General features: G+C 74.3%; 12 protein-coding genes and 1 pseudogene. All 13 read left to right on the top strand.

Annotated features, from left to right (window positions below):
* Window positions 1-192, top strand: a pseudogene (locus E2C05_RS34255) (hypothetical protein); the annotation flags it as partial.
* Window positions 179-1,657, top strand: coding sequence for a UDP-N-acetylmuramoyl-L-alanyl-D-glutamate--2,6-diaminopimelate ligase (locus E2C05_RS20505; protein WP_133221521.1), 1,479 nt, complete (start codon window positions 179-181; stop codon window positions 1,655-1,657). The pseudogene E2C05_RS34255 and the gene E2C05_RS20505, both read left to right, overlap by 14 nt.
* A gap of 94 nt (window positions 1,658-1,751) precedes the next feature.
* Window positions 1,752-3,128: a UDP-N-acetylmuramoyl-tripeptide--D-alanyl-D-alanine ligase gene (locus E2C05_RS20500; protein WP_133221520.1), complete on the top strand. Its 1,377-nt coding sequence runs from the start codon at window positions 1,752-1,754 to the stop codon at window positions 3,126-3,128.
* Window positions 3,125-4,213, top strand: a complete 1,089-nt coding sequence (gene mraY, locus E2C05_RS20495) for a phospho-N-acetylmuramoyl-pentapeptide-transferase (RefSeq protein ID WP_133221519.1) — start codon at window positions 3,125-3,127, stop codon at window positions 4,211-4,213. The genes E2C05_RS20500 and mraY overlap by 4 nt, the downstream gene beginning before the upstream one ends.
* Window positions 4,210-5,580, top strand: a complete 1,371-nt coding sequence (murD, locus tag E2C05_RS20490) for a UDP-N-acetylmuramoyl-L-alanine--D-glutamate ligase (protein WP_133221518.1) — start codon at window positions 4,210-4,212, stop codon at window positions 5,578-5,580. Before mraY ends, murD begins: the two co-directional genes overlap by 4 nt.
* Window positions 5,580-6,764 carry an FtsW/RodA/SpoVE family cell cycle protein gene (locus E2C05_RS20485; RefSeq protein WP_192912493.1) on the top strand — a complete coding sequence of 395 codons (1,185 nt, stop codon included), beginning with the start codon at window positions 5,580-5,582 and terminating at the stop codon, window positions 6,762-6,764. Before murD ends, E2C05_RS20485 begins: the two co-directional genes overlap by 1 nt.
* Window positions 6,765-6,775: 11 nt before the next feature.
* On the top strand, window positions 6,776-7,888 hold the full coding sequence (murG, locus tag E2C05_RS20480; RefSeq protein WP_240046805.1) for an undecaprenyldiphospho-muramoylpentapeptide beta-N-acetylglucosaminyltransferase: 1,113 nt from the start codon (window positions 6,776-6,778) through the stop codon (window positions 7,886-7,888).
* The gene (gene murC, locus E2C05_RS20475; protein ID WP_133221515.1) at window positions 7,888-9,324 is read left to right on the top strand and encodes a UDP-N-acetylmuramate--L-alanine ligase; all 1,437 of its coding nucleotides are present in this window, start codon (window positions 7,888-7,890) and stop codon (window positions 9,322-9,324) included. The genes murG and murC overlap by 1 nt, the downstream gene beginning before the upstream one ends.
* Window positions 9,325-9,379: 55 nt before the next feature.
* A complete protein-coding gene (murB, locus tag E2C05_RS20470) occupies window positions 9,380-10,282 on the top strand; it encodes a UDP-N-acetylmuramate dehydrogenase (RefSeq protein ID WP_133221514.1) in 903 nt (300 codons plus the stop codon).
* On the top strand, window positions 10,279-11,211 hold the full coding sequence (locus tag E2C05_RS20465) for a D-alanine--D-alanine ligase (protein ID WP_133221513.1): 933 nt from the start codon (window positions 10,279-10,281) through the stop codon (window positions 11,209-11,211). Before murB ends, E2C05_RS20465 begins: the two co-directional genes overlap by 4 nt.
* Window positions 11,201-12,085, top strand: a complete 885-nt coding sequence (locus E2C05_RS20460) for a cell division protein FtsQ/DivIB (RefSeq protein WP_133221512.1) — start codon at window positions 11,201-11,203, stop codon at window positions 12,083-12,085. The genes E2C05_RS20465 and E2C05_RS20460 overlap by 11 nt, the downstream gene beginning before the upstream one ends.
* A complete protein-coding gene (gene ftsA / locus E2C05_RS20455; protein WP_133221511.1) occupies window positions 12,082-13,377 on the top strand; it encodes a cell division protein FtsA in 1,296 nt (431 codons plus the stop codon). The genes E2C05_RS20460 and ftsA overlap by 4 nt, the downstream gene beginning before the upstream one ends.
* Window positions 13,378-13,492: 115 nt before the next feature.
* Window positions 13,493-14,611 (top strand): cell division protein FtsZ (gene ftsZ / locus E2C05_RS20450; RefSeq protein WP_133221510.1); only part of this gene is annotated, 1,119 nt, incomplete at its 3' end.

The raw sequence follows: 14,611 nt of genomic DNA, 5'->3' as shown, positions 1-14,611 counted from the left end.
CGGCCCAACACCCCGGCGGCGGCGCCGCAGCAGCCGGCCACGGCGCCGGCGGCGCCGGCGCCGGTCGCTCCGGCCCTGCCCTCGCCGCCCACCCTCCGCCGTACGGAGCTTCCGGGGGCGCCGCTGCGCCTCGCCGCCATGCCGGCCTTGCCACTGGACATGCGCGACGAGGCCGGCCTTGCGCTTCGGTGACCTCCTCCGCCGCGCCGGCCTGCCCGCCCCGGCGGCGGATGCGGAGATTGCCGGGCTGACGGCGGACAGCCGGGCGGTGCGGCCCGGCATGCTGTTCGCCGCCCTGCCCGGCGCCAGGGCGGATGGCCGCGCCTTCATCGCCCAGGCGGTGGCGCAGGGCGCCGCGGCGGTGCTGGCGCCGGAGGGGACCGCCTGGCCGGAGGGCGTGCCGGCGCGGCCGCTGGTGGCCGCCGAGGACCCGCGCCGCGCCCTCGCCGTGCTGGCCGCCGCCTTCCATGCGCCGCAGCCGGAGGTGGCGGTCGCCGTCACCGGCACCAACGGCAAGACCAGCACGGTGGATTTCCTCCGGCAGATCTGGACGCTCGAGGGTGGCCGCGCCGGGTCGATCGGCACGCTGGGCCTGGTCGCGCCGGGCTTCCCGCCGGGCCCGAGCCTGACGACGCCCGACCCCGTCGCCCTGCATGCGACGCTGGCGGCGCTGGCGCAGGCCGGCGTCGCGCGGGTGGCCATGGAGGCATCCTCGCACGGGATCGAGCAGCGGCGGCTGGACGGCGTGCGCCTGGCCGCCGCCGGCTTCAGCAACCTGACGCGCGACCACCTGGACTACCATGGCAGCATGGCGGCCTACCGGGCGGCCAAGCTGCGGCTGTTCGACACGCTGCTGCCGGACGGCGCGCCGGCGGTGGCGAACACGGAGATGGAGGCCGAGACGCTGGCGGCGCTGCGCGGCATCGCCGCGCGCCGCGGGCTGCGGCTGCTGCTGGTCGGCGAGGCCGGCGCGGACATCCGGCTGCTGGCGCAGCGGCCGCTGCCCGACGGCCAGGCGCTGGAGCTGGAGGCCTTCGGCGCCCGCCACGTCCTGCACCTGCCCCTGCCCGGCCGCTTCCAGGCCGACAATGCGCTGCTGGCCTGCGCCCTCGCCGTCGCCACCGGGCTGCCGGCCGGGCGCGCCATCGCCCTGCTGCCGCGCCTCGCCGGCGTGCGCGGCCGGATGGAGCTGGCCGCCCGGCTGTCGAACGGCGCCGCGGTCTATGTCGACTATGCGCATACGCCCGATGCGCTGGAGCGCCTGCTGGCGGCGCTGCGGCCGCATGTCGCGCCCGGGGCCAGGCTGCATGTCGTGTTCGGCGCCGGCGGCGACCGGGACCCCGGCAAGCGCCCGCTGATGGGCGCCGCCTGCGCCGCCCGGGCCGATCTCTGCTGGGTGACCGACGACAACCCGCGGAGCGAGGACCCGGCCGCCATCCGCGCCGCCGTGCTGGCGGGCTGCCCCGGCGGGCGGGATGCCGGCGACCGCCGCGCCGCCATCGCCGCCGCGCTCGATGCCCTTCGCCCCGGCGACGTGCTGGCGGTGGCCGGCAAGGGGCATGAGAGCGGCCAGACCATCGGCGGCGTGACCACCCCCTTCGACGACGCCGCGGTGGTTCGCCAGCTTGTCGGCATTGCGACAGGGGCGGCGGCGTGACCCGCCTCCTGAGCCCCCTCGCCCGTCGCCACGGTGGATGCATGCCCGCCGCCCGGGCATATGGCGCCCCCCACCCCGCCATCCGGGAGCGCCCATGACCCTCTGGACCGCCGAGGCGCTGCGCGCCGCGACCGGCGGCAGCCTCCCCGCCGAGGCCGCCGCGACCGGCGTCTCGATCGATTCGCGCACGCTGGCGCCCGGCGACCTGTTCGTCGCGCTGCGCGATGCGCGGGACGGGCATGAGTTCGTCGCCGGGGCGCTGGCCAGGGGCGCCGCCGCGGCCATGGTGGACCGCGACCCGCCGGGCGTGGCGCCGGGCGCGCCGCTGCTGCGCGTGGCGGACACGCTGGCCGGCCTCGCCGCGCTGGGCGCCGCCGGCCGCGCCCGGATGGACGGCAAGGTCTGCGCGGTGACCGGCAGCGTCGGCAAGACCGGCACCAAGGAGATGCTGCGCCTGCTGCTGGGCGCGCTGGGTCCCACCCATGCCGCGGCAGCGTCCTACAACAACCACTGGGGCGTGCCCCTGACCCTGGCACGCATGCCGGCCGGCAGCGCCTTCGCGGTCATCGAGATCGGCATGAACCATCCGGGGGAGATCGCGCCGCTCGCCCGCCTCGCCGCGCCGCAGGCCGTCGCCGTCACCGCGATCGGCGAGGCGCATATCGGCCATATGGGCAGCCTGGAGGCGGTGGCCGAGGAGAAGGGCAGCATCGCCGCCGGTCTCGCCAAGGGCGGCACCGCCGTGCTGCCGGCCGATTCGCCCTTCTTCGGCCGGCTCTCGGCCATCGCGCGGGACGCCGGGGCGGGCCGCATCCTGGGCTTCGGCCGCGCCGACGGCGCCGATGTGCGGCTGGCGGAGGCCGGCATCCTGAAGGATGGCCGGACCCGCGCGGTGGTGCGGGTGCTGGGCCGCGCGGTCGAGGTGACGATGCCGGCCATGGGCCTGCACCATGCCGAGAATGCCTGCTGCGCCCTGGCCCTGGTCACCGCGCTGGGGGAGGACGCGGCGCGCGCCGCCCCGGCGCTGACGGCCTATGCCCCCGGCCCCGGCCGCGGCGCGCCGCGGCCGATCCCGGTGCCGGGCGGCAGCGCGACGCTGATCGACGAGAGCTACAACGCCGCGCCGCCGGCCATGCGCGCGGCGCTGCAGACCCTGGCGCTGCGGCCCGGCACGCGCCGCGTGGCGGTGCTGGGCGACATGCGGGAGCTGGGCGAGTTCTCCGCCGCGCTGCATGAGGGGCTGGCGGCGGAGGCGGCGCGGGCCGACCTGGTCTTCACCTGCGGGCCGGAGATGGCGCGGCTGCACGCCCTGCTGCCGGCGGCGAGGCGCGGCGCGCATGCGGTGGACAGCGGCGCGCTGGCGCCGCTGGTGCGGGATGCGCTGCGGCCGGGCGACGTGGTGCTGGTGAAGGGCGCGCTGGGCAGCCGGATGGCGCTGGTGGTGCGGGCGCTGACGGAGTCGCCGACGTGATCTTCAACCTCTTCGCGCCCTATGCCGAGGAATTCGCCCTCTTCAACCTGGTCCGCTACACGACCTTCCGGGCCGGCGCGGCCTGCCTGACGGCGCTGGTCTTCTCCCTCGTGCTCGGCCCGGCGGTGATCCGCTGGCTGCGCGGCTTCCAGCGCGGCGGCCAGCCGATCCGCGCCGACGGCCCGCAGAGCCACCTGGTCACGAAGAAGGGCACGCCGACCATGGGCGGCGTGCTGATCCTGCTGGCGCTGGTCCTGTCCACGCTGCTCTGGGTGGATCTGCGCAGCGGGCTGGTCTGGGCGGCGATGCTGGTGACGGTGGCCTATGGCCTGCTGGGTTTCGCCGATGACTGGCTGAAGGTGACCAAGCGCAACACCAAGGGCGTGTCCGGCCGGATGAAGCTGTATGTCCAGGCGGCCTTCGGGCTGGTCGGGGCGCTGTGGATCTGGTGGCTGCACCCGCCTTCCATCGCCGGCGGGCTCGCCCTGCCGGTGTTCAAGGACGTGCTGATCCCCTTCGGCATCTTCTTCCCGCTGATCGGCGCGCTGGTGATGATGGGCGCGTCCAACGCGGTGAACCTGACGGACGGGCTGGACGGCCTGGCCATCGTCCCGGCGATGATCGCCGCGGGCGTCTTCGCGCTGATCGCCTACCTGGTCGGCAACCGCGTGCTGGCGGACTACCTGCAGCTGCACGCCGTGCCCGGCGCGAACGAGTTGGCGGTGTTCTGCGCCGCGCTGATCGGCGCCGGCCTCGGCTTCCTCTGGTTCAACGCGCCGCCGGCCGCCGTCTTCATGGGCGACACCGGCTCACTGGCGCTCGGCGGCGCGCTCGGCGCGGTCGCCGTGGCCACGAAGCATGAGGTCGTGCTGGCGATCGTCGGCGGGCTGTTCGTAGTCGAAACTGTCAGCGTCATCATCCAGGTCTTCTGGTACAAGCGCACCGGGCGGCGCGTTTTCCTGATGGCGCCGCTGCACCACCATTTCGAGAAGAAGGGCTGGGCGGAGCCGACCATCGTGATCCGGTTCTGGATCATCGCGATGGTGCTGGCGCTCGTCGGGCTCTCGACGTTGAAGATCCGATGAGCGCATTCCAGCCATTCTCCGGCGAACGCATCGCCCTGGTCGGCCTGGGCAAGGCCGGGCTGCCGGCCGCGCGCCGGCTGTCCGACTGGGGCGCCGAGGTGACGTGCTGGGACGACCGCGCCGAATCCCGCGCGGCGGCCGAGGCGGCCGGGCTGCCCGTGGCGAACCCGGCCGAGGGCGCCTTCCGCTGGGATGCGCTGCTGCTCTCGCCCGGCATCCCGCATGCGCTGCCGGCGCCGCACCCGGCGGCCGCCGCGGCGCGGGCGGCGGGGCGGCCGATCCTGTCGGATGTCGAATACCTCTTCCGCGCGGTGCGCGCGTCCGGGTCCGCGGCGCGCTTTCTCGGCATCACCGGCACCAACGGCAAGTCCACCACCACGGCGCTGCTGCACCACCTGCTGACGCGCGCCGGGATGGTCTCGGAGGCCGGCGGCAATCTCGGCCCCGCCGCGCTCTCCCTCAACATCTTGGGGGACGAAAGTGTATACACACTCGAAATGTCGTCCTACAGCTTGGAGCGACTCGTAACGGTTCGCTTCAATCACGCGGCCATGATCAACCTCTCGCCGGACCATCTGGACCGGCATGGCGACATGCAAGGCTATGCCGCGGCGAAGGCCAGCATCTTCGCCCGGCAGCGGCCGGAGGATTTCGCCGTGCTCGGCATGGATGACGCCTGGACGCGCGGCCTGCGCGCCGGCCTGGCGGCGCGCGTCCGGCCGATCTCCGGCAGCGCCCCGCAGCCGGGCGGGATCTGGGCGGAGGGCGCGCTGCTGCGCGACGAGGCCGGCCCGCTGCTCGACCTGCGGGAGGCGGCGGCGCTGCCCGGCAGCCACAATGCGCAGAACGCCGCCGCCGCGGCCGCCGTCGCGCTCGACCTCGGCCTCTCGCGCGATGCGGTGGCGGCGGGGATGCGCAGCTATCCGGGCCTGCCGCACCGGCAGGAACGGGTGGGCGAGTCCCGCGGCGTGGTCTTCGTGAACGACAGCAAGGCGACCAATGCCGACAGCGCCGCCCGGGCGCTGGCCAGCTACGACCGCGTCGTCTGGATCGCCGGCGGCATGGCGAAGGACGGCGGGATCGACAGCCTCGCCCCCCTCTTCCCGCGCATCGCCCGCGCCCTGCTGATCGGCCGCGACGCGCCGGTGCTCGCCGCCACGCTCGCCGCGCATGGCGTGCCGCATGAGGTGGTGGGCACGCTGGACGCGGCGGTGCAGGCCGCGGCGCAGGCGGCCTTCGCCGGCGCCGCGCCGGTGGTGCTGCTCTCGCCCGCCTGCGCATCCTGGGACCAGTTCACGGGCTACGACCAGCGCGGCGACCGCTTCCGCGCCCTGGTCGCCGCCAGCACGCAGGAAAGGGCCGCCTGATGGCCATCAGCCGCGCCGACAATTCCGTGCTGGGCCGCTGGTGGTGGACCATCGACCGCTGGACCCTGGCCGCCCTGCTCGCCCTCATCGGCTTCGGCTACATCATGATGCTGGCGGCGACGCCCGCCGTGGCGGAACGCGTCATCGGCAGCGATGCGCGCAGCCTGCTGCTGGCCAAGCAGGTGGTGTTCCTGGTGATGGCGGCCAGCCTGATGGCCATCGTCTCCCTGCTCTCGCCCAAGGGGGTGCGGCGCTTCGCCCTGCTGGGCTGCCTGGGCGCCCTGGCGCTGACCGCGGCGACGCTGGTCATCGGGTTCGAGACCAAGGGCGCGCGGCGCTGGCTGAACATCCCGCTGCTCGGCACCATGCAGCCCTCCGAATTCCTCAAGCCCTGCTTCGCCGTGGTCACCGCCTGGCTGCTGGCGCTGGGCAAGGATGCGGCGGCGCTGCGCCTGGCCGCCGGCAAGCCGCGGGACTGGGGCATCCTGCATGGCCGCACGCTGTGGCCGGTGCTGGCGCTGGCGCTGCTGGCGGTGATCGCCGTGGTGCTCAAGTCGCAGCCCGATTTCGGCATGCTGATGGTGGTGGTCTCGGTCTTCCTGGCGCAGTTCTTCGTCGCCGGGCTGAACCTGGTGCTGGTGGCGGTCTGCGCGCTGGGCGGCGTCGGCCTGGCCGTCAGCGCCTATTTCATCCTGCCGCATGTCCGCAGCCGGGTGGACCGCTTCCTGGACCCCGCCGCCGGCGACACCTTCCAGATCACCAAGTCCATGGAGGCCTTCGGCCATGGCGGCCTGTTCGGCCGCGGCCCGGGCGAGGGCCGGGTCAAGAACCTGATCCCCGACGCGCATGCCGACTTCGTCTTCGCCGTGGCGGGGGAGGAGTTCGGCTTCATCCTTTGCGCCCTGATCCTGCTGCTGTTCGGCTTCATCGTGGTGCGCGGGCTGTGGCGGCTGATGGCCGAGACCGACATGTTCGTGGTGCTGGCGGCCACCGGCCTGCTGGCGCAGTTCGGGCTGCAGGCCTTCGTCAACATGGCATCCACCCTGCACCTGATCCCGACCAAGGGGATGACGCTGCCCTTCGTCTCCTATGGCGGCTCCTCGGTGCTGGCGATCGCCCTCGGCATGGGCATGCTGCTGGCGCTGACCCGCCGGCGCGGGCCGCGGCTGGAGGGGCGGGAGTGAGGGGCCCGGCCGTGCGTCCCATCGTCATCGCCGCCGGCGGCACGGGCGGGCATTTGTTCCCGGCCGAGGCGCTGGCGACCGAGCTGCTGGCGCGCGGCGAGCGCATCGCGCTGATGACCGATGCCCGCTCCTCGGCCTTCGACAGCGCCGCCTTCGCCAATGCCGAACGCTTCGTGCTGCAGGGCGCCGGCCTGTCCGGCATCGGGGCGCTGCGGGCGGCGAGGGGCGCGGTGGCGCTGGCGGCCGGCACGGTGCAGGCGCGCCGCCGCCTGCGCGAGCTGAACGCCGCCGCCGTGGTCGGCTTCGGCGGCTATCCCAGCGTGCCGCCGCTGCTGGCGGCGCTGGCGATGTTCGGCGACCGGCCGGTGACGGTGCTGCACGAGCAGAACGCCGTGCTCGGCCGCGCCAACCGGCTGCTGGCGCCGCGCGCCGACCTGCTGGCGCTGTCGCATGGCGCGACCGCCCGCGTGCCGCCCGGCGCGACGGTGGAGGTGGTGGGCAACCCGGTCCGCCCGGCGCTGGCGGCGCTGGCCGGCGGCGACTATCCGGGCACGGATGGCGCGCTGCGGCTGCTGGTGCTCGGCGGCTCGCTCGGCGCCCGCATCTTCGCCGACATCGTCCCCGCCGCCGTCGCCGCCCTGCCGGAGGACCAGCGCGCCCGGCTGCTGGTCGCGCAGCAATGCCGGCCGGAGGACCTGAACCGGGTGCGCGAAGCCTATGCGGCGGCCGGCGTGCCGGCCGAGCTTTCGCCCTTCTTCCCCGATGTCGCCGGGCGGCTGGCCGGGGCGCATCTGGTGGTGGCGCGGGCCGGCGCCGGCACGGTGGCGGAGCTCGCCTGCGCCGGGCGGCCCGCCATCCTGGTGCCGCTGCCGCATGCCATCGACAACCACCAGGCCGCCAATGCCCGGGCGCTGGCCGAGGCCGGCGCCGCCACCGTCATGCCGCAGGCGACGCTGACCCCCGCCGCGCTGGCGGCGCAGCTCGGCGCCCTGCTGTCCGACCCGCGCGGCCTGGCCCGCGCCGCCGCCTCCGCCGCGAAGCTCGCGCAGCCGGATGCGGCGCGCCGCCTCGCCGATCTCGTGCTCTCCCGCGTGCGGGCCCGCAGCCCGCAGGAAGCCCCCTGATGCGCGCCCTGCCCCTGACCATCGGCCCCATCCACTTCGTCGGCATCGGCGGCATCGGCATGTCCGGCATCGCGGAGGTCCTGCACAACCTGGGCTACCAGGTGCAGGGCAGCGACATCGCCGACGGCTACAATGTCGTGCGCCTGCGCAAGGCGGGCATCCCGGTCGCGATCGGGCATGAGGCGGAGAACCTCGGCGCGGCGCAGGTCGTCGTCGTCTCCACCGCCGTGAAGAAGGACAACCCGGAGGTTCAGGCGGCGCGCGCCCGGCTGATCCCGGTGGTGCGGCGGGCGGAGATGCTGGCCGAGCTGATGCGGCTGAAATGGTCGGTCGCGGTCGGCGGCACGCATGGCAAGACCACCACCACCTCCCTCGTCGCCTGCGTGCTGGAGGCGGCGAAGATCGACCCCACCGTCATCAATGGCGGCATCGTCAACGCCTATGGCACCAACACCCGCCTCGGCGCCGGGGAGTGGATGGTGGTCGAGGCGGATGAGAGCGACGGGTCCTTCCTGCGCCTGCCCAGCGTCGTCACCATCGTGACGAACATGGATGCCGAGCACCTGGACCACTGGGGCACGGCCGAGGCGATGAAGGAGGGCTACGCCCAGTTCGTCTCCAACATCCCCTTCTACGGCTTCGCCGTGCTCTGCCTGGACCACCCCGAGGTGCAGGCGATGATCCCGAAGCTCGACCGCCGCATCGTCACCTACGGCTTCTCCCCCCAGGCCGATGTGCGGGCGGAGAAGCTGCTGACCGACCGCATGGGTGCGACCTTCACCGTGACGGTGCAGGACCGCACGACCGGCCGGGCGCGCACCATGAAGCCGATGCGCCTGCCCATGCTGGGCCAGCACAACGTGCAGAACGCGCTGGCCGCCATCGCCGTCGGCGTCGAGATGGATATCGACGAGGAGACGATCCGCAGCGCGCTGGCCGGCTTCAAGGGCGTGAAGCGCCGCTTCACCCGGGTGGGGGAGGCCGGCGGCATCTCGGTCATCGACGATTACGGCCACCATCCGGTGGAGATCGCCGCGGTGCTGAAGGCGGCGCGGCAGGCCGGGGCGCGGGACGTGATCGCGGTGGTGCAGCCGCATCGCTATTCCCGCCTCGCCACCCTGTTCGAGGACTTTTGCACCTGCATGAACGACGCGGGGACCGTCATCGTCGCGGATGTCTATGCCGCCGGTGAGGCGCCGATCGAGGGCATGGACAAGGACGGCCTGGTGGAAGGGCTGCGCGCCCGCGGCCATCGCAGCGTGGTGCCGCTGCCGGGGCCGGACAGCCTGGCGGAGATGATCCACGCCATCGCCAAGCCGGGCGATTTCGTGGTGTGCCTGGGCGCCGGCAGCATCACCACCTGGGCGCATGCCCTGCCCGACCAGCTGCAGGCGCTGCAACCGGGCGGGCGGGTCGCGCCGCTGAGGCGCGCATGACGACCCTCCCCGCCGCTGAGGCGCGCATGAAGATCCCCCTGCCGCGGAGGCGCGCATGAGCGTCCGGACCGTGACCCAGGCGATCCCCGCCATCCGTGGCCGCGTGCAGGCCGGGGCGCCGCTGGCGCCCTTCACCTGGTTCCGCGTCGGCGGGCCGGCGGAATGGCTGGTGCGGCCGGCGGACGAGGCCGATCTCGTCGCGCTGCTCGCCGGCCTGCCGGCGGGGATGCCGCTGACCGTGCTCGGCGCCGCCTCCAACCTCATCATCCGCGATGGCGGCCTGCCGGGCGTGGTGCTGCGCCTCGGCGGCGCCTTCGGCCGGGTGGAGGTCGAGGCCGCGGGGCTGGTGGCCGGCGCCGCCGCGCTCGACGTCACCGTCGCCCAGCATGCCGCCGCGGCCGGGCTGGCCGGGCTGGAATTCCTCTCGGGCATCCCGGGCGCCGTCGGCGGCGCGGTGGCGATGAATGCCGGCGCCTACGGCGCCGAGGTGAAGGACATGCTGGACTGGGCGGAGGTGGCGACCGGCGAGGGCATCCGCCGCCTGGCGGCCGCCGAATTCCGCTTCGCCTATCGCCACGCCGCGCTGCCGCCGCGCGCCGTCGTCACCCGCGCCCGCTTCCACGCCCGCCCGGGCGACGCCGCGGCCATCGCCGCGCGCATGGCGGAGATCCGGGCGGCGCGGGAGGCGACGCAGCCCGTCCGCGCCCGCACCGGCGGATCGACCTTCAAGAACCCGCCGGGCGCGAAGGCCTGGGAGCTGATCGACGCCGCCGGCTGCCGCGGCCTGCGGCTGGGCGCGGCGCAGGTCAGCGAGAAGCACTGCAATTTCCTGCTGAACACCGGCGGCGCCACCGCGGCGGCGCTGGAGGCGCTGGGCGAGGAGGTGCGGGCGCGCGTGCTGGCCCATGCAGGCGTCGCGCTGGACTGGGAGATCAAGCGGCTGGGAGTGCCGGCATGACCCGCGTCGCGGTCCTCTTCGGCGGCATCTCGGCGGAGCGCGAGGTCAGCCTCGCCTCCGGCGCGCAATGCATCGCGGCCCTGCGGGAAGCCGGCTTCGCGGTGACGCCGATCGAGGTCGGCGACGACCTCGCCGGCACCATCGCCGCGCTGCAGGCGGCGAAGCCCGACGCCGTCTTCAACACGCTGCATGGCCGCTTCGGCGAGGATGGCTGCATCCAGGGCGTGCTGGACTGGCTGGGCCTGCCCTATACGGGGTCGGGCGTCCGCGCCTCCGCCATCGCCATGGACAAGCCGGCCGCCAAGGCGCTGCTCGCCGCCGCCGGCCTGCCGCTGCCCGCGCATGTGCTGGTGACGCCGGAGGAGCTGGAGGCCGCCGACCCGCTGCCGCGGCCCTTCGTGGTGAAGCCGCCGAACGAGGGCAGCTCGGTCGGCGTGACCATCTTGCGCGAAGGCGACAACAACCCGCATGGGCGCCGCGCCGCCATCGCGCGCGACTGGCGCTTCGGCCCGCGCATCATGGTCGAGCCCTACATCCCCGGCCGGGAGCTGACCGTCGCCGTCATGGGCGACCGCGCGCTGGCCGTCACCGAGATCGCCACCCACCTGCAATTCTACGATTACGAGGCGAAATACGCCGATGGCGGCAGCCGCCACGTGATCCCGGCGGCGATCCACCCGGATGCCTCGGCGCAGGCGATGGAGGTGGCGGTGGCCGCCCACCGGGCGCTCGGCTGCCGCGGCGTCAGCCGCGCCGATTTCCGCTACGACGACACGGCGGGCGAGCCCGGCCGGCTCTTCCTGCTGGAGGTGAACACGCAGCCCGGCATGACCCGCACGTCCCTGGTGCCGGAACAGGCGGCGCATGTCGGCATCGCCTTCCCCGCGCTCTGCGCCTGGATGATCGGGCAGGCCCGCCATGGCGCGTAGCCCCGCCACCCGCAGCCGCGCGGCCGGCGGCAGTCCGCCGCGCCGCCCCTCCTCGCTGCGGCTGTGGCTGCGGCGGCGGCGCACGCTGCTGCGGCCCGCGGCGCTCGCCCTGGTCGGGGCCGGCGCTCTGCTGGCGACCGGCGTCGCGCTGATGGCGGCCGATCCCTACGGCAAGCTGCAGGCGATGTGGGACGGCGCGGCGGAGATCGCCGCCAGCGGCGGGCTGCAGGTGCGGGAGGTGACGCTGGAAGGCCTGCGCAACACCCCGCCCGAGCTGGTGCGGGAAGCGCTGGGCGTGCGCCGCGGCGACCCCATCCTGGCCTTCGACCCGCATTTCGCCCGGGAACAGCTGGAACAGATCGCCTGGGTGGAGCGGGCGCATGTCGAGCGGCTGCTGCCCGGCACCATCCATGTGCGGCTGGAGGAGCGGCAGCCCTTCGCCATCTGGCAGGAGAACCGCAGCTTCAAGGTGGTGGACCGCGCCGGCACCGACCTGCGGGCGCAGAATATCGGCGCCTTTGGCCCGCTGCCGCTGATCGTCGGCAAGGGCGCCTTCCCGGCCGCCGGCCCGCTCGTGGATGCGCTGCGCGGCGCGCCGGAGGTGCGGGAGAGGGTGCAGGCGCTGGTCCGCGTCTCCGAACGCCGCTGGAACCTGCAGCTGCGCAGCGGCGCCGACGTGCTGCTGCCCGAGAACCAGGAAGCCGCGGCGATCGCCCGCCTGGCGGAGCTGCAGCGGGTGCAGAACCTGATGGACCGGCCGCTGGCGGCGATCGACCTGCGGCTGCCGGACAAGCTGGTGCTGCGGATGACGCCGGGCAGCGCGCCGGCCGCCGAGCCGGCGGCGAAGCCCGGGCAGCGGAGCGGCCGCGGATGAACCAGCTCGCCCGCCTGCCGCCGGCCGTCGATCCGCCCGCGCCCAGCCGCCGCCGCCGCGGCGCCAAGCCGGGCGTCTTCGGCGTGCTCGACATCGGCACCACCAAGACGGTCTGCGTCATCGCCCGCATCGAGAATGACGGGGAGCCGCGGGCGCTCGGCTTCGGCTGGCAGCGGTCGCGCGGCGTCAAGGGCGGCAGCATCATCGACCTGGAGGAGGCGGAGCGGGCCATCCGCGCCGCCGTCGGCCAGGCGGAGGAGATGGCCGACACCCAGCTGCGCAGCGTGGTGGTCAACCTGTCCTGCGGCCAGCCGGAATCGCGGCAGCAGAACATCCAGTGGCAGATCGGCGGCCGCGCCGCGACCGAGGCGGACCTGCGCGGCATCCTGAACGAGGGCCGCCGCCGCAGCGCCGAGGACGGGCGGGAGACGGTGCATGCCTTCCCGCTGGGCTTCACCGTGGATGCGACGCCGGGCGCCGACGACCCGCGCGGGATGATCTGCGACACGCTGACGGCGCGGCTGCACATGGTGGATGCCGCGCAGGCGTCGCTGCGCAACCTCGGCGCCTGCCTGCTGCGCTGCGACCTGGAGGTGGAGGAGCTGGTTTCCGCCCCCTATGCCGCCGGCCTGGCGACGCTGGTGGAGGACGAGAAGCAGCTGGGCGCGACGGTCATCGACATGGGCGGCGGCACCACCAGCTTCGCGGTCTTCGCCGAAGGGCACCTGCTGCACACCGCGCAGCTTCCCGTCGGCGGCTGGCATGTGACGAACGACCTGGCCCGGCTGCTGTCGACGCCGGTCGCGCATGCCGAACGGCTGAAGACCCTGCATGGCGGCGTGCTGCCGGCGCCGGACGACGAGCGGGAATGGCTGCCCGTGCCGCTGGTGGGGGAGGAGGACGACCAGATCGCCCGCATCCCGCGCGCCATGGTGGTCGGCATCATCCGCCCGCGGCTCGAGGAGACCTTCGAGCTGATCCGCGACAAGCTCGACGCCGCCGGGCTGACGCAGGAGATGGGTCGCCGCGTGGTGCTGACCGGCGGCGCCAGCCAGCTGGTCGGCGCGCGGGAGCTCGCCGCCCGCGTGCTCGACCGCCAGGTGCGCGCCGGCCGGCCGCACCCGCTGCGCGGCCTGCCGGAGACGGCGCAGGGCCCGGCCTTCGCCGCGCCGCTCGGCCTGCTCGCCTGGTGCGCCGGCGAAGGCCGGCCGCTCATCGACCTCCTGCCGGGCCTCGACCGCCCGCCAGGCCTGTTCCGCCGGATCGTCAACTGGCTGCGGGATCGCGCGTGATGCCGCCGCCAGGACACGCCGCCGTGAAAAACCTGTGGATGGTTTGCCGCAGGCCGGTCCCAGACCGGGACACGAATCGTTTCGCGCCGCTAGAATTCGCCGAGGAGATGCCCGAATGACGCTCAACCTCACCCTGCCTGTCGCCCAGCACACGGATTTCAGCCCGCGCATCACCGTCATCGGCGTCGGTGGCGGCGGGACCAATGCGGTCAACAACATGATCGCCATGGGCCTCGAGGGCGTGGAGTTCGTCGTTGCCAACACCGACGCGCAGAGCCTGATGCACAGCAAGGCGGAGCGGCGCGTGCAGCTCGGCCCGCACCTGACGCAGGGCCTGGGCGCCGGCGCGAAGCCGGAGATCGGCCGCGCCGCGGCCGAGGAGGCGACGGAGGAGCTGGCGAAGCATCTCGACGGCTGCCACATGGTCTTCGTCACCGCCGGCATGGGCGGCGGCACCGGCACCGGCGCGGCGCCGGTCATCGCCCGCATGGCGCGCGAGCGCGGCGTGCTGACCGTCGGCGTCGTCACCAAGCCCTTCGACTTCGAGGGGCCGAAGCGCAAGCGCGGCGCCGACCAGGGCATCGAGGAGCTGCAGCAGCATGTCGACACGCTGATCGTCATCCCGAACCAGAACCTGTTCAGGATGGCGAATGAGCGCACGACCTTCGCCGAGGCCTTCAAGATGGCCGATGCCGTGCTGTACGACGGCGTGCGCGGCGTGACCGACCTGATGATCAAGCCGGGCCTGGTGAACCTCGACTTCGCCGACATCCGCACCGTGATGGCGGAGATGGGCAAGGCGATGATGGGCACCGGCGAGGCCGATGGCGACGACCGCGCGGTGAAGGCGGCCGAGAAGGCGATCAGCAACCCGCTGCTGGACGACGCCTCCCTGCGCGGCGCCCGCGGCGTGCTGATCAACATCACCGGCGGCTACGACATGACCCTGTTCGAGGTCGACGAGGCCGCCAACCGGATCCGCAAGGAAGTGGACGAGGATGCGAACATCATCTTCGGCTCCTCGGTCGAGGAGGACCTGAACGGCCGGCTGCGCGTGTCCGTCGTCGCCACCGGCATCGATGCGGTGGTGCCGGTGCCGGTGCAGCTGGTCGGCGGCAAGCCGGAAGGGCTGACCCTGGTCCCCGGCGGCCGCACGCCCGGCGCCGCGCCCGCCGCCGCCGCCGCCGGTCCCGCCATGGGCCGCCCGGTGATCGGCCAGGCGCCGCAGCCGCAG

The organism is Paracraurococcus ruber (assembly GCF_004353985.1).
GTDB classification, from domain to species: domain Bacteria; phylum Pseudomonadota; class Alphaproteobacteria; order Acetobacterales; family Acetobacteraceae; genus Paracraurococcus; species Paracraurococcus ruber.
Note: the sequence above shows the minus strand (reverse complement) of the source record. Positions and strands in the feature narration are given on the sequence as shown.